Annotated in this window: 15 protein-coding genes; 6 read left to right on the top strand and 9 right to left on the bottom strand. The window is 70.8% G+C overall.

The annotated features are described in order from the left end of the window. The first annotated feature begins 173 nt into the window (after positions 1–173). On the top strand, positions 174–1,058 hold the full coding sequence (locus ETD86_RS08080; RefSeq protein ID WP_138665474.1) for a helix-turn-helix transcriptional regulator: 885 nt from the start codon (positions 174–176) through the stop codon (positions 1,056–1,058). 128 nt (positions 1,059–1,186) lie between these two features. After that, a complete protein-coding gene (locus ETD86_RS08075; RefSeq protein WP_138665473.1) occupies positions 1,187–2,218 on the top strand; it encodes a helix-turn-helix transcriptional regulator in 1,032 nt (343 codons plus the stop codon). Between the two features lie 11 nt (positions 2,219–2,229). On the opposite strand, the gene ETD86_RS08070 is transcribed toward ETD86_RS08075, so the two are convergent. Then, positions 2,230–2,775, bottom strand: a complete 546-nt coding sequence (locus tag ETD86_RS08070) for a YceI family protein (protein WP_138665472.1) — start codon at positions 2,773–2,775, stop codon at positions 2,230–2,232. 282 nt (positions 2,776–3,057) lie between these two features. On the opposite strand from ETD86_RS08070, the gene sigJ reads away from it, so the two are divergent. Continuing rightward, positions 3,058–3,993 carry an RNA polymerase sigma factor SigJ gene (sigJ, locus tag ETD86_RS08065; protein ID WP_138665471.1) on the top strand — a complete coding sequence of 312 codons (936 nt, stop codon included), beginning with the start codon at positions 3,058–3,060 and terminating at the stop codon, positions 3,991–3,993. A gap of 35 nt (positions 3,994–4,028) precedes the next feature. On the opposite strand, the gene ETD86_RS08060 is transcribed toward sigJ, so the two are convergent. The 8 genes from ETD86_RS08060 to ETD86_RS08025 form a co-directional block, all read right to left on the bottom strand. Next, a complete protein-coding gene (locus ETD86_RS08060; RefSeq protein ID WP_211369901.1) occupies positions 4,029–5,156 on the bottom strand; it encodes a mandelate racemase/muconate lactonizing enzyme family protein in 1,128 nt (375 codons plus the stop codon). Beyond that, positions 5,153–6,499 (bottom strand): BNR-4 repeat-containing protein, encoded by a 1,347-nt coding sequence (locus tag ETD86_RS56790; protein ID WP_138665469.1) that lies wholly within the window; start codon positions 6,497–6,499, stop codon positions 5,153–5,155. Before ETD86_RS56790 ends, ETD86_RS08060 begins: the two co-directional genes overlap by 4 nt. Before the next feature lies 1 nt (position 6,500). Next, the gene (locus ETD86_RS08050; protein WP_138665468.1) at positions 6,501–7,490 is read right to left on the bottom strand and encodes a D-2-hydroxyacid dehydrogenase; all 990 of its coding nucleotides are present in this window, start codon (positions 7,488–7,490) and stop codon (positions 6,501–6,503) included. Continuing rightward, positions 7,487–8,473 (bottom strand): hydroxyacid dehydrogenase, encoded by a 987-nt coding sequence (locus tag ETD86_RS08045; protein WP_138665467.1) that lies wholly within the window; start codon positions 8,471–8,473, stop codon positions 7,487–7,489. The genes ETD86_RS08050 and ETD86_RS08045 overlap by 4 nt, the downstream gene beginning before the upstream one ends. After that, positions 8,467–9,651: a hypothetical protein gene (locus tag ETD86_RS08040; protein WP_211369900.1), complete on the bottom strand. Its 1,185-nt coding sequence runs from the start codon at positions 9,649–9,651 to the stop codon at positions 8,467–8,469. The genes ETD86_RS08045 and ETD86_RS08040 overlap by 7 nt, the downstream gene beginning before the upstream one ends. Before the next feature lie 8 nt (positions 9,652–9,659). After that, on the bottom strand, positions 9,660–10,514 hold the full coding sequence (locus ETD86_RS08035) for a carbohydrate ABC transporter permease (protein WP_138665466.1): 855 nt from the start codon (positions 10,512–10,514) through the stop codon (positions 9,660–9,662). Beyond that, the gene (locus ETD86_RS08030) at positions 10,514–11,518 is read right to left on the bottom strand and encodes a carbohydrate ABC transporter permease (protein WP_138665465.1); all 1,005 of its coding nucleotides are present in this window, start codon (positions 11,516–11,518) and stop codon (positions 10,514–10,516) included. The genes ETD86_RS08035 and ETD86_RS08030 overlap by 1 nt, the downstream gene beginning before the upstream one ends. A 61-nt stretch (positions 11,519–11,579) precedes the next feature. Beyond that, complete coding sequence (locus ETD86_RS08025) at positions 11,580–13,049, bottom strand: ABC transporter substrate-binding protein (protein ID WP_170222944.1); 1,470 nt, start codon at positions 13,047–13,049, stop codon at positions 11,580–11,582. 306 nt (positions 13,050–13,355) lie between these two features. On the opposite strand from ETD86_RS08025, the gene ETD86_RS08020 reads away from it, so the two are divergent. From ETD86_RS08020 to ETD86_RS08010, 3 genes are all read left to right on the top strand, one after another. Further along, entirely contained in the window at positions 13,356–14,132 is a 777-nt protein-coding gene (locus tag ETD86_RS08020) for a sugar phosphate isomerase/epimerase family protein (protein ID WP_138665463.1), read from the top strand. A 29-nt stretch (positions 14,133–14,161) separates the two neighbouring features. Then, on the top strand, positions 14,162–15,190 hold the full coding sequence (locus ETD86_RS08015) for a LacI family DNA-binding transcriptional regulator (RefSeq protein ID WP_138665462.1): 1,029 nt from the start codon (positions 14,162–14,164) through the stop codon (positions 15,188–15,190). A gap of 106 nt (positions 15,191–15,296) precedes the next feature. Continuing rightward, positions 15,297–17,138 (top strand): DUF2264 domain-containing protein, encoded by a 1,842-nt coding sequence (locus ETD86_RS08010; RefSeq protein WP_246147767.1) that lies wholly within the window; start codon positions 15,297–15,299, stop codon positions 17,136–17,138. Positions 17,139–17,186: the final 48 nt, after the last annotated feature.

Raw genomic sequence — 17,186 nt, 5'->3', positions numbered from 1 at the left:
AGCGGGACGGGATCGCGGCCGGTCGCCGTGTTCCGCCCCTCACCAGAACACCAGTTGCCGTGCGCTCCTGGGGCGCCCGAACGTGCCCTGACCAGGCAGGTATCCGCGAGGGAGGTACTGGCAGGGCCACCCTGCCGGGAGTGCGGCGCATCCGGTCTGGCCACACTGGAGGTATGGACCGTAGTCGCGAGCTCGCCGATTTCCTGCGCTCACGCCGTGCCCGGATCACTCCGGACCGGACGGGGCTGCCCGCCGACGGCCGGGCTCGCCGCGTGCCCGGCCTGCGCCGCGACGAGGTCGCCCGGCTGGCCGGTGTCAGCACCGAGTACTACACCCGCCTGGAACAGGGCCGCGCCGGCAACCCCTCGCCGGAGGTCACCGAGGCCCTCGCACGTGCCCTCCAGCTCGACCCCGCCGAACGTGAACACCTCATCGACCTGCTGGCACGCCCCGCCCGCCGGGCCCCGATCAGCCCGCAGCGGGTGCGGCCGGGGCTCCATCTGATGTTGCAGACCCTTGACCACGTGCCCGCGTTCGTCCTCGGCCGCCGCACGGACGTCCTGGCCTCCAACCGCCTCGCCCGCGAGGTCCTGACGGACTTCGACGCCCTTCCCGCACCGCAGCGCAATCTCGCCCGCTACTACCTGTTGGACCCCAAAGCCCGCGACCGCACCGGCGACTGGGAGCGCATCGCCGCCGAAACCGTCGCCGTCCTCCGCCTCGAGGCCGGCCGCTACCCGCACGACCGCCAGCTCGCCGACCTGGTCGGCGAACTCACCCTGCGCGTCCCCGAGTTCAGCTCGTGGTGGAACGACCATCGCGTGCTGCGCCGCACGTATGGCACCAAGCACTACCACCACCCCCTCGTCGGCGACCTGCACTTCTCGTACGAGTCCTTCCAGCCCCCCGGCGACCCCGACCAGACCCTGTGCGTCTACAACGTCGAACCGGGCTCCGCAACCGCCCAGGCCCTCCAACTGCTCTCCAACTGGACGGCGCCCCAGCACGACACACGCCCTCGGCCGGAGCCCACCGCTCCCCCAGCAGGACCGCAATAGAACGCAGGACGCCGCCCGCGCGTCGTGCCGGTCAGGGCGGATCGCGCGGGCGTCGTTGTCCGGCACGCGACAACAGCCGCCGGACAAGCGGCCAGGTTGTGTCCGCTTCTCCGGGCACAATGGAAATCATGCCGAAGACTTCAGCGCGACTGCTGGCCTTGCTGTCGCTGCTCCAGGCACGCCGGGACTGGCCCGGGGCGCTGCTGGCCGAGCGGCTGGACATCAGCCCGCGCACCGTGCGCCGCGATGTCGAGCGCCTGCGCGAGCTCGGCTACCCCATCGTGGCCACCAAAGGCCCCGACGGCGGGTACCGGCTCGGCGCCGGCACGGAGCTGCCCCCGTTGTTGTTCGACGACGAGCAGGCCGTCGCTCTGGCCGTCGCGCTCCGGAGCGCCACCGCCAGCGGCGCCGGCATCGAGGAAGCCGCGGCACGCGCGCTGAACACCGTCCGGCAGGTCATGCCCGCACGGTTGCGCCGCCGGATCGACACCCTCCACGTCACTGCCGTCGAGCGGCCCGCAGACCGGCCGGGCCCGCAGGTCGACAGCAGCGTGCTCGTGACGCTCAGCGCCGCCGTCCACGCCCGCGAGGTGCTGCGCTTCGACTACCCGCCCGCGTCCTCGCCCGGGGTGGACGGCGACGGCCCGCGCCGGGTGCAGCCCCATCATCTCGTCATCTGGGGCGGGCGCTGGTACCTCGTCGCCTGGGACCTCGACCGCGAGGACTGGCGCACCTTCCGCGCCGACCGGATCACCCCGCGCAGCCCCGCAGGACCCCGTTTCACCCCGCGCGAGCTGCCCGGAGGTGACGTGGCCGCCTTCGTGGCCGGCAGGTTCCGCGGCTCCGACGAGTCCGGCGACTGGCCCTGCCGTGGCGAGGTGATCCTCCACCTGCCCGCCGCCACCGCGTCCCGCCACAGCCGCGACGGAGTCGTCGAGGAGCTCGGCCCGAACCGCTGCCGGCTCGTCCTGGGCTCATGGTCATGGGCCGGCCTGGCCGCCACCATCGGCAGGTTCGACGCCGACATCGAGGTCGTCGGCCCGGCCGAGCTCAAGGACGCCTTCGCACAGCTGGCCCGCCGCTACGCCGCCGCCGCAACCGACGCTCCCGCGCCGAAAGACGGTCGGCCGATCGCGTCGGCCTCCGCGAGTCCGATATGAAGCCGGCCAGGTCAGGGCCGCCGGATCGCGGCGATGTCGAACTCCAGCGCCACCTTCTCGCTGACCAGGACTTGGGTCGCGGCGTTCCAGTTCACACCCCAGTCCTTGCGGCTGATCGTGACGCTGCCGGTGAAGCAGACCCGGAAGGAGCCCCGCGGGCCGTTCTCCGCGCCGGTCAGCTTGAAGTCCACGGTGACCGGCTTGGTCACGCCGCGGATGGTCAGGTCACCGGTGACCTTGAAGCTGGTCTCGTCGACCTGCTTCACCCCGATCGAGGTGAAGGTGATGGTCGGGTGGTTGCGCATGTCCAGGAACTCGCTGCGCAGGGGGTCGTCCCGCCGCGGGTTGCGGGTCTGGATGCTCTCCGCCTGGATCGTGAGCTCGGCGCTCGACTTCGACGGGTCGTCGCCGTCCAGATGCGCGCTGCCCTCGAACTCCTCGAAGTGCCCGCGCACCTTGGTGGCCATCCTGTGCCGGGCGACGAAGCCGATCCGGGTGTGGGCGGTGTCGAGGACGTAGTCGCCGGTCAGCTCGCTGAGCATGCTCGTGGTGGTCATGCTTGGTCGCTCCTAGAAAGGAAGAGGTCGTCAGCCGTTCAGTTCCGAGCCGGTCATGAGAGGTGCGTCGGTAGCGGTCGTGGTACACGGGGCGTCCGGTCCGCGGGACGGGACGTCGGTCATGATGTCGTTGAGCTTTCGTGTTCGCGGGATGGGTGCTCGTCTCAGCAGTACGACGACATAACCCCTCGGAATGTGAGGCGACGCGTCAACCTCACATTCCGGGGGGTTGTCTCGTCGATCTGGTGAAGGCAGATGCGACAAAGGAAAGCCGGCGACACCATGACGACCCCATCCCAGCCAGGAGACGGCCGGCTCGATCCGAGCCTGAGCGCGATCATGAGCGAGCGACGTCACCTGATCAATCTCGCCTACCGGCTCCTGGGCACCCTGGCCGATGCCGAGGATGTCGTACAGGAGACCTACGCCCGCTGGTACGCCATGTCCCGGCAGCGACAGGAGGCCATCGAGTCGCCCGGCGCCTGGCTGACGAAGGTCGCCGGTCGCATCTGCCTCGACCTGCTCGGCTCGGCACGGGCTCGGCGCGAGAGCTACGTGGGCGAATGGATCCCCGAGCCGCTGCCCGACCGTACGGAGTGGATCAACGGACGCTCAGGCGGCGCCACGGTCGACCCGGCCGACCGGGTCACCCTCGACGAGTCGATCAACATGGCCTTCCTCGTCGTGCTCGAATCGATGACGCCGGCCGAGCGCGTGGCGTTCATCCTGCACGACGTCTTCCGCTACTCCTTCGCAGAAGTGGCCGAGATCGTCAGCCGTACGCCGGCGGCATGTCGCCAGCTGGCCTCCTCGGCCCGCCGCCGCATCCGCGCCTCGCAGGCCCCCGCGATTCCGGCAGCCCAGCGCGCCGGCATCGTCAGGGAGTTCAAGAAGGCCTGGGAAGCCAAGGACATCGACGCCCTCATCAGCGTCCTCGCCCCCGACGCCACGGCGGTCGCCGACGGCGGCGGCCTCGCCAGCGCCCTGCTCCACCCCGTCCAAGGCGGCGAGCAGATCGCGCGCGGTTTGGTGGAGATCGCCGACAAGGCACCCGGCCTGATGTTCCTGGAGCGTACGGTCAACGGCCAGCCCGGTCTGGTGGCTCAGCAGGATGGCGTCACCGTGGTGGTGATGGCGTTCGACATCGCAGGCGACCGGATCACGCACATCTGGGGAGTACGGAACCCCGAGAAGCTCCGGCCTTGGACGACGGGCTGACGCGGCTGCTCACCCCGGGACGGCGTGTGGACGCGTCAAAGAGCGAGTGCGCGGACCACCTGCTCGTCCACGCCGATCCCCAGGCCGGGGCCGGTGGGCACGTGGGCGACGCCGTCGGCGACGGTGATGACCGGATCCGTGGCGTAGGGGCTGGCGATGAACTGCCGGCCGTTGAGGTCGACCGGTGTGTCCACGCCGAACGCGGCGAACAGGTGGAGCGAAGCGGCCAGCCCGACGTCGGACTCGGTGAGGCCGGAGCCCATGATCGCCAGGCCGCAGTCCTCGGCGAGCTGGCACTGGCGCAGAGCCAGGGTCAGCCCGCCGCAGCGCTGCACCTTGGCGACGGCGACGTCGATGGCGTCGAGCCGGACGAACGTCGCCAGGTCGCTCGGGTGGCGCAGGCTCTCGTCCACGGCCACCGGGACGGGGCTGGCGTCCCGCAGGCGGCGCAGACCGGCGATGTCGTTGGACGGCAGCGGCTGCTCGAAGACGGCGATGTCCAGGTCGGCCAGTCGCCTGGCGACCCGGAGCGCGGCGGCGGCCGTGTAGCCCTGGTTGGCGTCCACCCAGAGCACGGCGTCGGGGGCGGCCGCGCGTACGGCGGCCACGATGGCCATGTCCTCGTCCTCGTCGTGCAGACCGACCTTGACCTTGAGGTGGCGGTAACCGTGCGCGCGGCCCTCGGTCACCGAGTCGGCGGCCGTGGCCGCCGACTCGGTGGCCACGATCCAGGCCAGCTCGATGGTGTCGCGCCTGCGCCGGCCCCACAGCTCGCCGAGGGACAGGCCCAGGCTGCGGGCGAAGGCGTCGTGGCAGGCCACGTCGACCGCCGCGCGCGCCAGCGGCATGCCGATCGAGAAGCCCTTGCTGATGGTGCGGTCGAAGGCGCGGCAGAGCCCGTCGAGGTCCCACAGCGGGCGGCCGACGGCCGCCGGGGCCAGGTAGCCCTCGATCGTGGAGACGATGGACTCGGTGGTCTCGTACGTCCAGGAGGGGATCGGGGTGGCCTCGCCCCACCCGGTGGCGCCGTCGTCGGCCGTGACCTTCACCAGGACTCTGACGGCCGGGCGGCCGCCCTGGACGACGGATCCGCCCGCGACGGAGAAGTCGCGCAGCGAGGGCAGGGCCACGGTGAAGGTCTCGACGCGTGCTATCCGGTTCACGTGCCCGGCATCCCGAGGACGAACATGCCGCCTGCGGGGACCGTGGGGCTGGCGGCCGAGCCGGTCAGGACCACGCGCGCGGGGTCGCGGAAGCCGGCGATGAGGCTGGCACGCTGGATCCTGGTGGGAGTGGGAACCCTGGCCTCGGACCGCCAGTGGCTGCCGTTCTCCAGGATGTAGGTGTAGACGGCCGAGGTTCCGTCGGCGGGGTTGGCGTAGACGCGGAACGCGGTCGGGGAGATCTGCTCCTTGTCGAACAGGGTCGCCTCCCTGGTCAGCTCGGCGATGCGCCAGCCGTGGCCCTGCCATGCGGCCGCGTGCACGACGGTGGTGTCGCCGTCCTGGAGCATGAACAGCAGCACCGGACGGTTACCCGCCATCGACCCGACCAGGTGGGTGTAACCGACGTCCCGTGACAGCGGCTTCGCCCTTTTCAGCTCGGTCTCCAGGACGAGCGGGAGCCGGGAGGCGGCGCCGCAGTCCACTCCGGCGCCCAGGTCGTCGCCGGCGGCGCTGTAGAAATGCCGGTCGCCGGGCTGGAAGGCCGCGTAGTACAGGTTGCGGTGGTAGTAGTCGTGCTCGTGGCGGCCGGGTCCGCCGCCGGCGAGCGTCCAGACGAAGTGGAAACGTTCCGGCACGTTTCCCTGCGCCGGGGTGACCTCGATCTCGCCGATGTAGATCTCGTTGCAGTTGTCGGGCCGGTCCGTGGAGCCGATGGCGTACGGGATGCCCTCCAGGTCCTGGGAGTGGGTCCAGGTACGGCCGTCGTCGGTGGACAGGACGTAGTGGATGGGCCGGTAGTCGGTGGGGAGGGAGGGGTCGTCGTTGTGCGGGGTCGAGCGGAAGAAGAGGTAGATGTCGCCGTTGCTCGCCTTGACGGGCATCGGGTACGTCGAGCGCGGCGCGGCGTCGATGGTCCCGTCGGTCCAGTTCCCCTCGACGGTGTGCGGCGGGGAGATGGCCAGCCGCTGGACGCTGTTGTGCGAACCGTAGAAGACCAGGAGCCGGCCGTCGTCGGCCTGGATCATCACCGGGTAATGGTGCGAGTCGGCCTTCGGCGACTGCCCGACCTTGATCGGCTGGGTCCACGTGCCGGTGGCGTGGTCGTACGCGGCGACGTAGGGATGAGTGTTCTCCCCGGTCCAGGAGATGAACGTCTTGCCCGCGACCGGGTCGTACAGGCCGCCGGCCATGGCGCGCCGGTCGCTCTTGGCCGCCACGCCGGTGGCGACGGTCTGGACGGCGAAGCCGGAGCCGGCGCTCGCGAGCGCGGGCAGGTCGGGCACGAGCGGAGCCAGGGCGACTAACGTGCCGCCGAGCAGGAAGTTTCGTCTTTTGATCATGTCAGTACCATTCAGACTTGTCGACCAGATTGATCAGTTCCCGCCCGGCCACGAAGCGCCGGGCGTTCTCCAGCAGGACGGCGAAGCGCCGCTCGCCGGCATGCGGCCCCACGCCGGCCACGTGCGGAGTGATGAGCACGTCGGGACGCCGCCAGAGCGAGTGATCGGCGGGAAGCGGTTCGGTCTCGAAGACGTCCAGGGCCGCGCCGGCCAGGCGTCCCGCGGACAGGGCGGCGGCCAGGTCGTCGAGCCGGACGGTGGGCCCGCGGCCGATGTTGACGACGTACGCCCCGGGCTTGGCGAGCGCCAGCCGCCGCGCGTCCAGCAGGCCCTCGGTGGCGGGGGTGTGCGGAACGGTCAGGATGACCAGGTCCGCCGCGGGCAGCAGCCGGTCGAGTGCGTCGGCCGGCTGCACCTCGGCGAAGCCCGGCACGGGGCCGCCGCGCCGGGCGTCCACGCCCACGACCCTGGTGCCGAACGCCGCCAGCAGCCTGCCGACCTCGGCCCCGACCGCGCCCACCCCGACCACCAGGGCGGTGGCCTCGCCCAGGGGGAGCACGGCGCCGGGGTCCCAGTCGGGCGCCCAGCGCGCGCGGGCCTGGTCGCGGACGTATCTCGGCAGGCCCCTGGCCAGCGCGAGCACCAGCGCCAGCGTGTGCGCGGCCACGTGGTCGGTGTAGGTGTCACGCATGTTGGTGACCTGCACGGGGTGCGCGACCAGGGCCGGATGGTAGAACCCCGGGGGCGGCCCGGCCTGCGGGGCCTGCAGCCAGCGCAGCCGCCCGGCGTGCGCCAGCAGGTCCGCGGGCAGCGTGCCGTAGGCGGCGTCGGCCTCCGCCAGCGCGTGCGCCGCCTCCTCGCTGGTCCGCGGCTGGAGCACGACGAGCTCCGGCACCGCCTGCTCCAGCCGATCCGGCCAGCCGGCGGTGGCCGGATCGTGCGGCGGCAGCAGCACCAGGGTGCGTAGGCCGCGGCGACTGCTGGTGCTCATGCCCTCGTCGCCAGGCCGGACTCGGTGATCTCGTACAGCAGCGGCTCGCCCGCGACGTAGCGGGCGAGCTCCTCGGCCATCGCCTCCCCATGGCGGCGCCGCTCGTGGCCCAGGCTGCCCGCAACGTGCGGGGTGACGACGATGTTGGGCATCGTGAACAGCGGCGAGCCCGCGACGGGTGGTTCCGGGTCGGTGACGTCGAGGACGGCGAACAGGTCGGTCCGCCGGCCCAGCACGTCCACGAGCGCGGTCTCGTCGACGAGGCCGCCGCGCGCCGTGTTGATCAGGGTGGCGTCGGGCTTCATCGACTCCAGCAGCCCGGTTCCGACGATGCCGCGCGTCTCAGGGGTGAGCGGCGCGTGCAGGCTCACCACGTCTGAGGTGGCGAACAACTCCGCCAGGCCGACGAGGCGTACGCCGAGCTGTTCCGCCTGCGCCGGGTCGGCGTACGGGTCGTGGGCCTGCACGACGAGGTTGTGATGGGCGAGCAGCCGCGCCGTGGCCCGGCCCGTGGCGCCGAGCGAGAGCAGCCCGACCACCGCGCCGTAGGCCCCGGTCTCGGGCCCGCGCGGGGCGGGAGCGGCGGCGGCGCGCGCGGCCAGCACGTAGCGCCAGCCATGCTTGAGCGCGTACAGGATCTGCGAGAGCGCGAACTCGGCGACCGGGGTGGCGTTGGCGGTGGCCGCCGAGGTGACCCGCACTCCCCTGGCCCACATCTCCGGGGTGACCAGCGGGCGGATGGAGCCCGCGCCGTACAGCACCAGCGAGAGCTTGGGCGCGGCGGCGAGCAGCTCGGCGTCCAGCCTGGGCGCCCCCCACCCGGTCACCAGCACCTCGAGGGGGGCCAGCACGTCGGGAGTGAGCCGGTCGGCGGTGAGCGGGGGCGAGGCGATGGCGAGGTGCCGCTCGATCGCGGCCCGGGCCTGCGGGCCGTAGACATCGTCGAAGCGGTTCGGATCCATCACGTAAAGGCCGTTCAGCATTGCCTCTCCTTCAAGCGAGCCGCCGCTCGCACGCTGGCCAGGCGGGCGGGCGAGCCGAGCCCGGCGTGGTAGTAACGTAGCTGCCGCGCGCCCCCGGCGACGAGGTCGGCGGCCAGGGCCGGGATCCGGGCGTGGCCGTCTTCCAGCACGGTGAGGTTGGCGACGATGGGGACCCCGGTGCGGCTCGCCGCGGCCTTCACCTGGGCCAGGGCCGCCTCCTCCTGGCCCCAGCACTTGAGCACGTACGCGTCGACCGGCGCGTCGAAGGAGGCCAGGTCGATCCCCACGTCGGGGCCGGTGACCTGCGGATCGTCGGTGGCCATGAGCAGCAGCTCGCGCCCACCGGCCCCCGCCGCCACATCGCGCACCAGGTCGGCGATGACCTGGCCGCGGTGACCGTACAGGGCCCGGGCGCGCTCGCGGCCGAGCGCTTCGTCCAGGCTCGTCCCGGCCGGGACGCCCTGCTGGAGCTCCCTGTCCACGGCGGCGCGCACGTCGCGCGCCAGCTCCTCGACGTCCAGGCCACGCCCGGCCAGCCCGGCCCCGCAGGCAGGGCAGAGGCAGAGGGACAGCAGCGCCCTGCCGCAGGCGGACAGATGGGCGCCGGAGGTCTTCTCGTGGTGGCCGGCGTGCTCCGCGCCCAGCCAGCCGCACGCCTCCAGCATCAGCGCGGGCACGTCGTACTGCTCGCAGACCTCGCGCACGAGGGTGATCGCGTAGTCGTGGACGGCGGGCTGGGCCGGGCAGAGCGCGTAGGAGTAGGACTCGCCGTAGGCGTTCCTGACCGTCAGGTCGGGTGCTTCGCGGCCCAGCACCGAGGAGTGCGTGAGCACCAGCCAGGCCTCGGCCCGCAGCCCGGCCCCCGCCAGCGCGGCCAGCGCCGTGCCGAACCTGTCCTCGTCGGGCACCCCCCAGCTCGGCGGATACGGCCGAAGCCGCCCGCGCCAGCGCTCGGGGCGCAGCCGGAAGTAGGCCGCCGCGTGGTCGGCCTGCACGATGCGGTGGCGCGGATGCCACGGGGTGGTGGCCCGGACCGAGTGGTACGCGGCCTGCAGGGTCACCGTGCTCACGCCGAGGCCGGCGATGCGCTCGGCCCCCGCGGGGTCGCCCACGATGTCCCAGGTGTAGGCGAACGCGCCGTGCTTCACCGTCGAGGGATCACCGGCGGTGATCTTCAAGCGGAGTGTCACCCCTTCGTGGCGCCGGCCAGGCCGCGCGTGAAGTAGTTCTGGAAGAAAAGGAAGATCATCAGCATCGGCAGGAACGAGATCGTCATCCCGGCGGCGAACCCGGTCCAGTCGGTGGCGTACTCGCCCTGGAAGGACATCATCCCGACGGCGAGGTTCTGCAGTTCGGGCTGGCCGAGCGTGAACACCAGCGGGATGTTGAACTCGTTCCAGCTGCTGATGAACTGGAAGATGACCACCACCGCGATGACCGGTTTGGCCAGCGGGAGGATGAGGCCGAACGTCTTGAGGAAGCCGGCCCCGTCGAGCTTGGCCGCCTCGAACAGGTCGGTGGGGACGCTGGAGAAGAACCCGACGAACAGCAGGACGTAGAGGGCGCCCGCGCCGCCGGACATGGCCAGGATGACCCCGGCCCGCGTGTTCAGCAGGCCAAGGTTCTCGATCAGCACGAACTGCGGAACGATGATCGAGGCGACCGGGATGAACAGGGTCCCCACGATCATCCGGTAGAGCAGGGTGCGCCCGGGGAACTCGTACCTGGCCAGCACATAGCCGCACAGGGCCGCCTTGACCAGCTCGATGAAGGTCGAGACGACCGAGTAGAGCACCGTGTTGAAGAAGTATCCGGAGAACCCGGCGTTGACCCAGGCCCGTACGAAGTTGTCGAAGTTCAGCTGGTCGGGCACCAGGCTCGAGCCGCTGGTGAACATCCCGGCCTGGGTCTTGAACGCGGCCGAGATCGTCCACAGGAAGGGATAGACCCACACGAGCCCGACGACCAGCAGGATCGGCAGGGCGATGAGATTGGCCCGCACGGTGTTGCTGCGCCGGGTGGCCTGAGTGGTCGTCGTCATCAGACGCCGTACTCCTTCCTGAGCCGCTGGGCCCGGCGGACCGCGAGGCCCTGGGCGGAGACCAGGACGAAGGCGATGACGGAGAACAGCAGCGCCGCGGCCGAGGCGTAGCCGTAGTCGAACGGCACCCTGCCGAAGGCGTTCTGGTAGATGAAGTAGGACACCACGTAGGTGCTGGTGCCGGGCCCGCCCGCGGTGAGCGTGACGACCAGCCCGAAGACGTGCATGGCGTTCACCAGGCCGAGCAGGGTGATGATCACAGCGACCGGCTTGATGATCGGCAGCGTGATGCGGGTGAGCTTTTTCCACTCGCTCGCGCCGTCGATGGCGGCCGCCTCGTAGAGCTCCTCCGGCACGTTCTGCAGCGCCGCCATCCAGTAGATCATGTACTGGCCGAAGATCTGCCAGATGGAGACGAGCACGAGCACGAGCAGCGCGCTCCACCGGTTGGCGAACACGTCGAACCCCTCGTCGACCAGGCCGAGGTCGCGCAGGATCGCATTCAGGGCGCCGTTGGACGGGTTGAGCAGGTAGGTGAAGATCAGGCCTGCCATGGCGACGGGGATGATGAGCGGCGCGAAGAATACGGTCCGGAAGAACCGCTTGCCACGCAGCCACTTGCGGGTGAGCAGGATCGCCGCCACCAGCGAGATCGGGAGCTTGATGACGGTCGTCAGGAGGGCGAAGATCAGCGTGTTGACCACTGAGACCCAGAACAGCGGGTCGGCCAGGATCGAGCCGTAATTGTCGACCCCGGCGAAGTTTTCGATCGGTCCGATGCCTGACCAGTCGAAGAAGGAGTAGTAGATCGTCGCGATCAGCGGCCAGATGGTGAAGCCGAGGTAGAGCAGGAGGAAGGGGGCCAGGAAGACGAGCAGCCAGACCCTGTCGAGGCCGCGGACGCGCTCGCGGGAGTGATCGACGCGCTCGGGCGCACGCTGGGCGGGCGACCGGTCGCTCTCCGTCACCCTCTCCCTGCCGGGGGCAGGGGCGATGGTTGTCATGGATGTCCTCACGAGGGGGAAGGGCGCCGCCGGCGCGCGTGGCCGGCGGCGCCGTCCGGTCTTAGCTCTTGTACATGTCCGAGGTGTAGTCCTTGGTGCTGTCCCACTCGGGGAAGGTGTAGCAGTCCATCGACACCTTCAGGCCGCTGGCCGCCTCCTGTTCGAGCCCTTCCTCCAGGGCGGTCTGCCGCTGCTTGACGATGGCGGCGCCCACGGACGCCAGAGGCTGGCCGCTGACCAGCGCCTCGTTCATGGCCTCCCACTCCGCGTCGGGGGTCTTCGTCAGCGCGTTGACGTACGCCTTGGATTTGGCGATGTCGGGGCACTTGAGCAGCGGCTCAGGGAGCTGGACCCGGTAGCCCGGCTTCGCGCCGATCTGCATGATCTGCTTGAGCACCGGGTGGCTGACCATCTTCTGGTTGTCGACGTAGGACAGGGTGCCGAAGGCGTTCTTGTAGTACTGCTGGACGAAGTAGCCGTTCGGGTCGGTCATCCATTGGATGAAGGTCCAGGCGGCGTCGGGATGCTTGGTCTGCGAGCTGACCCAGTACTTGTTGCCGTCGTACGTGCGGCCGCCCGCGCCGGTCTGCCCCTCGTCCGGGTCGACGCGCGGCGCCACCACGTAGTTGTCGCTGCTGAAGCCCTGGCTGTCCCACACGCTCAGCATCCAGGTGCCGTCGAAGTAGATGCCGGCCTGTCCGGCGGCGAACTGCTGGCGGGAGAAGTTCTTGTCGTTGGTGCCCGGCGCCAGGTATCCGGCCTTCTTGAGCTCCTGGATGAAGGCGAAGGTCTTCAGCTGCCCGGGCGCGGTCAGGTTGAACTTGCCCGTCTTGTAGTCGAAGAAGTCGGTCGACGAGGTCGAGACGCTGCTGACCAGCCCGTACCAGATCCGCTGCATGTCCTCGCCCTTGGTGGGGGCGGCGATGCACTCAGCCTTGGTCTTGGCCTTGATCTGCGCGCAGGCGTTCTTGAGGTCGGTCCAGGTCTTGGGCGGGTTGTTGACGTCCAGCCCGGCCTGCTGGAAGACCTGCTTGTTGAGGAACATGTAGCCGGAGCCCCAGTACAGGTTCTCCGTGAACGGGAAACCGTACGTCTTCCCGTCCTGCATGTTGATGCCGTCCAGGAAGGATCCGTCCGGCCAGCGCTTGGTGAAGTCGGCGGGGACGGTCCCGTCCGGGCTGAGCGGGCGGATCCACTTCTGGTCCAGCAGTTCGGACAGCCCGGTGGCGTTCCAGTAGAACATGTCCGGCGCCTGGTTGCTCTGGAAGGCCAAAGGCAGGGTCTTCATGTAGTCGGCCTGGGTGATCGAGCGCCACTCGATCTTGATGTTGGGATGTTCCTTGGTGAACTGCGCGCCGATGTCCTTGTGGAATTGCACCTGTTCGGCGGAGAAGTCCCAGATCTTTAGCGTGGTCTGCGTACCACCGCCGCTGCTGCTGCTGCTGTTGGTCGATGTGCCGCAGGCCGCCAAGAGCAGTGATGCGATGGCTGCGGTGATGATCACGGCGGTGCCACGCCGATGAGGATTCATGGAGCCCTCCCTAAGAGGCGGAGGCCAGAGGGGTGCACGGACAGCGGGTAAGCGCTTGCCCGAGGGTTCGTCGAGAGTAACCCGGCTCATAATCCGATTCAAGGGTTGTGAGAAAGCGGTTTCAGATCCACGCTCGGTTGCGAAGATCCGTCCGACGACCGCTGTCGCAGCCCGCCGATGCCTCCGATGAGCTGCTTTACCAGGGGTGTTTCGACAGTATCGGTACCGGTGAGGCCGCGACGAGTGTTGCGGCAGTCAGTCCTTTGAGCGAAGCTCTACAAGCGTTTTCTTACCTCGGGAGTACATGTGCGCCTGCTCGCCTTCACCAAGCCCTTCGGCCCCATCGACGCCGCCCGGCTGGCCGAGGCCGTGGCCTCGGTGGGCGCCGACGGGGCGGACCTCGTCGTGCGCGAGGGACAGACGGTCGGTCCCGCCGACCCCGGCGGCATCGCCGTCGTCGCCGCGGAGCTCGGGCGCCGCGGGCTCACCCTCGACGTCGTCACCACCGACCTGCTCGACGCCGGTGCGGACGCCGAACGGATCATCGCAGCCTGCGGCGAGACCGGCGTCCCCCTCGTGCGGGCGGGCTTCTACCGCTACGACCCCGCCGCCGGATACCGCCGCCAGCTGGAGGAGGCCAGGGCCGCGCTGGCCCGCCTGGCCGGCCTCGCCGCCAGGCACGGCGTACAGCTGGCGCTCCAGCTGCATCACGGTACGATCCATCCATCCGCCTCGCTCGCCCTCGCCCTCGCAGGCGACCTGAACGACGTACGCTTCTACGCCGACCCCGGCAACCAGGCCAAGGAGGGCAGCGAGGCATGGGCACTCAACGTCGATCTGCTGGGCGATCGGATGGCTTGCATGGGAGTGAAGAACGCCGTCTGGCGATCCACCGCCGACGGCTGGGTGTGCGAGTGGCAACCGCTTGCGGACGGGGGCGTGGTCCGCTGGCCGGAGATCATCCCTGGGCTGCGCGCACGCGGCTACACCGGAGCGCTGTCGCTGCACGTCCATTACCCGGCGGCCGACCCGGTGGCGGCCGTACGGAGGGATCTGGATCATCTGCGCGGGCTGCTCGGCTGACGGGCGCTTCACGGGGGTAGGAGGAGCAGGTGCGTAATCTGCGGCAGGGCCGCCCGACCCGGGTGACGATCAGCGACGTCGGGGCCGCGGCGGGGGTGTCGGCCTCGACGGTCTCCCGCGTGCTCAACGGCACGGCCAAGGTCGACCCCTCGTTGGCGGCGCGCGTCCACGACGCGGTCAGACAGCTGGGCTACCGGCCCAACGCCGCGGCGCAGGGCCTCGCCCGCGGGGAATGGGGCACCATCGGCGTGCTGGTCCCCAACCTCGCCAACCCCTACTTTCCCGGCGTGCTCAAGGCCGTCTCGGCCGTCGCCCGCTCCCACGGGCGCCGCGTCATGGTCATGGAGTCGGACGAGGACCCCTCGCTCGAGCACGACCTGGTCGAGGACCTGATGCGCAGCTGCGACGGGGTGCTGCTCTGCTCCCCCCGCATGGAGCGCTCGGACCTGGTAGTCCTGACCGCCCGGGATCACCCGCTCGTCCTGCTCGACCGGATCGTCCCCGGCCTCGCCGCGCCCGCCGTCTCCGCCGACTTCTTCGGCGGGATGATGCTGATCTGCGGCCACCTGGCGCAACTGGGCCATCGCCGGGTCGCCTACCTGAGCGGGCCCGAGGTGTCCTGGGCCAACTCTGAGCGGATCAGGGCGCTGGAGGCGGCCAAGGCGTTCGGTCTGTCCGTCACGATCCTGCCGTGCGGGTCCACCAGCCGCTGCGGGTACGAGGCCGCCGCCGAGGTGGCCGGCACCGGCGCCACCGCGGTCACCACCTACAACGACCTGGTGGCCCTGGGGGCGGTGACCCGGATGCGCGAGCTCGGGGTGCGGGTTCCCGAGGAGCTGTCGGTGGTCGGGTTCGACGACATCGCGCTGGACCACGTGGCGCACACGGGCCTGACCACGGTGTCGGCGCCCCGGGGGCAGCTCGGCAAGCAGGCGGCCGAGATGCTCGAGACCCTCATGACCGAGGGGCACGACGGGGAGCCGGTGTACCTGCCGATGGAGTTGCACGTCCGCGACAGCACCGCGCCACCCCCGGTGACCAGGGAACTGGCCGGGTGACCGTACGGTCGCGCCCTCCACGGCCGGACGGCCGGGCTGTTGACAAGTGGGGGCTGCGGCGGGAACCCTTTCTCTGAAAGCGCTTTCCTGAAACGAGAGAGGACCTGTGGACACCGACGACCGCGCAGCACGGCCTGGCAGTGATCGAGACGACCTGGGGTATCAGGTTCGCGACCTGGTCGCACCGCTGATCTCCCGGTTCAGCCCGGGCGGAGGGCGGCTGCGGCTGGGGTTCAACACAGCGCACTACGACCAGGCGGCCTCCGAGCTGGAAGCGTTTGCACGCCCGCTGTGGGGGCTGGCGCCGCTGGCGGCCGGCGGCGGGGCGTTCGATCAGTGGGAGCTCTGGCGCGCCGGGCTCGCCGCCGGGACCGACCCCGAGCATCCCGACTACTGGGGCGCGGTCTTCGACCGGAACCAGCGGCTGGTCGAGACCGCCGCCATCGGCCTGACGCTCGCCCTGGCCCCCGAGCAGATCTGGGACCCGCTGACCGGCCGGCAGCGTGACACGGTGGCCGCCTGGCTGCGGCACGCGGTCACCGTGGAGCCGAACAACAACAACTGGCTGTTCTTCCCGGTCATGGTGGGACTCGGGCTCGACCGTGTCGGGGTCTCCCACGACCACGACGCCAACACGGCCAGGCTCGACCGGCTGGAGCAGTTCGACCTCGGCCGCGGGTGGTACTCCGACGGGCCCACGTGGCAGCGCGACTACTACATCCCGTTCGCCATGCACTACTACGGCCTCATCTACGCGGCGCTCGGCGACGACCCGGCCAGGGCTGGGCGCTTCCGCGAGCGGGCCGCGGCGTTCGCCCAGGACTTCCAGCACTGGTTCACCAGCGAGGGGGTCGCCGTCCCGTTCGGCAGGAGCCTGACCTACCGTTTCGCGCAGTCGGCGTTCTGGGGAGCGCTGGCCTTCGCCGAGGTCGAGGCGCTGCCCTGGGAGGTGACCAAGGGGCACCTGCTGCGGAACCTGCGCTGGTGGGACCGCCAGCCCATCCGCGACACCGCCGGGCTGCTCACCATCGGCTACGGCTACCCCCAGCCGCACATGGCCGAGCAGTACAACGCGCCCGGCTCGCCGTACTGGGCCATGAAGGCGTTCCTGCCGCTCGCCCTGCCCGCGGAGCACCCGTTCTGGACCGCCAAGGAGGCCGACGCGCCCCCGCTGCCCGAGGTCAGCACCCAGCCGGAGGCCGGCGTGGCGCTGCTGCGCTGCGAGGAGGGACGGCACGTGGTGCTGCTCAGCGCGGGGCAGCGCAACCCGTGGGCCCGGCATGGTGCGGCCAAGTACGCCAAGTTCGCTTACTCCACGCGTTTCGGCTTCAGCGTGCCCGCCGGGACGCTGGGGCTCGAACAGGGCGCCTTCGACAGCACGCTGGCGCTCAGCGAGGACGGCGAGCACTGGCGGCCGTGCGAGCTGCCGCACGACGCCTCCGCCTCCGACGGTGTGCTGCACGCGCGCTGGACGCCCTGGGACGACGTGGAGATCGAGACCTGGCTGGTGGCGCTGCCCCCGTGGCACGTGCGGGTGCACCGGATCAGAACCGGGCGGGCCCTGCGCACGGCCGAGGGCGCCTTCGCGGTCAGCCGCGACCGGCCGCCCACCCGGGCCGACATCGGCCCCGGCCGGGCCAGGCTCGACTCGCCGGACGGCCTGTGCGTGATCGAGGACCTGTCCGGCCGGCGGGAGGGAGCCCTCGTCACGGCCCTGCCCGGCACCAACGTGCTCGCCCCGCGCACCACGATCCCCACGCTGAAGGGCGACCTGCCGCCCGGCGAGCACCTTCTGGCCTGCGCGGTCATCGGCCTGGAGGCAGCGGATCCGGATCCGGATCCGGCTTCGGCTTCGGCTTCGGCGGAGCCGGACGCCGCGGGCGGGTGGCCGGAGCCTCCCGCGTGGGATTCCATCGAGCCCCTGGTCGGCCCGGCACCCACGCCGTGAGGCGGGATGCCGGCCGCACACCGTCCTCGCCTGCGTAGCAGGGCAGGA

It is taken from the genome of Nonomuraea turkmeniaca (assembly GCF_005889735.1).
In the GTDB taxonomy this organism is placed as follows: domain Bacteria; phylum Actinomycetota; class Actinomycetes; order Streptosporangiales; family Streptosporangiaceae; genus Nonomuraea; species Nonomuraea turkmeniaca.
Note: the sequence above shows the minus strand (reverse complement) of the source record. Positions and strands in the feature narration are given on the sequence as shown.

Bases quoted from the DNA above. Each gene is read 5' to 3' on its own strand.
- ETD86_RS08070 (WP_138665472.1), bottom strand. From the start codon at position 2,775: ATGACCACCACGAGCATGCTCAGCGAGCTGACCGGCGACTACGTCCTC.
- ETD86_RS08030 (WP_138665465.1), bottom strand. From the start codon at position 11,518: ATGACAACCATCGCCCCTGCCCCCGGCAGGGAGAGGGTGACGGAGAGC.
- ETD86_RS08050 (WP_138665468.1), bottom strand. From the start codon at position 7,490: ATGAGCACCAGCAGTCGCCGCGGCCTACGCACCCTGGTGCTGCTGCCG.
- ETD86_RS08045 (WP_138665467.1), bottom strand. From the start codon at position 8,473: ATGCTGAACGGCCTTTACGTGATGGATCCGAACCGCTTCGACGATGTC.
- ETD86_RS08080 (WP_138665474.1), top strand. From the start codon at position 174: ATGGACCGTAGTCGCGAGCTCGCCGATTTCCTGCGCTCACGCCGTGCC.
- ETD86_RS08035 (WP_138665466.1), bottom strand. From the start codon at position 10,514: ATGACGACGACCACTCAGGCCACCCGGCGCAGCAACACCGTGCGGGCC.
- ETD86_RS56790 (WP_138665469.1), bottom strand. From the start codon at position 6,499: ATGATCAAAAGACGAAACTTCCTGCTCGGCGGCACGTTAGTCGCCCTG.
- ETD86_RS08075 (WP_138665473.1), top strand. From the start codon at position 1,187: ATGCCGAAGACTTCAGCGCGACTGCTGGCCTTGCTGTCGCTGCTCCAG.
- ETD86_RS08025 (WP_170222944.1), bottom strand. From the start codon at position 13,049: ATGAATCCTCATCGGCGTGGCACCGCCGTGATCATCACCGCAGCCATC.
- sigJ (WP_138665471.1), top strand. From the start codon at position 3,058: ATGACGACCCCATCCCAGCCAGGAGACGGCCGGCTCGATCCGAGCCTG.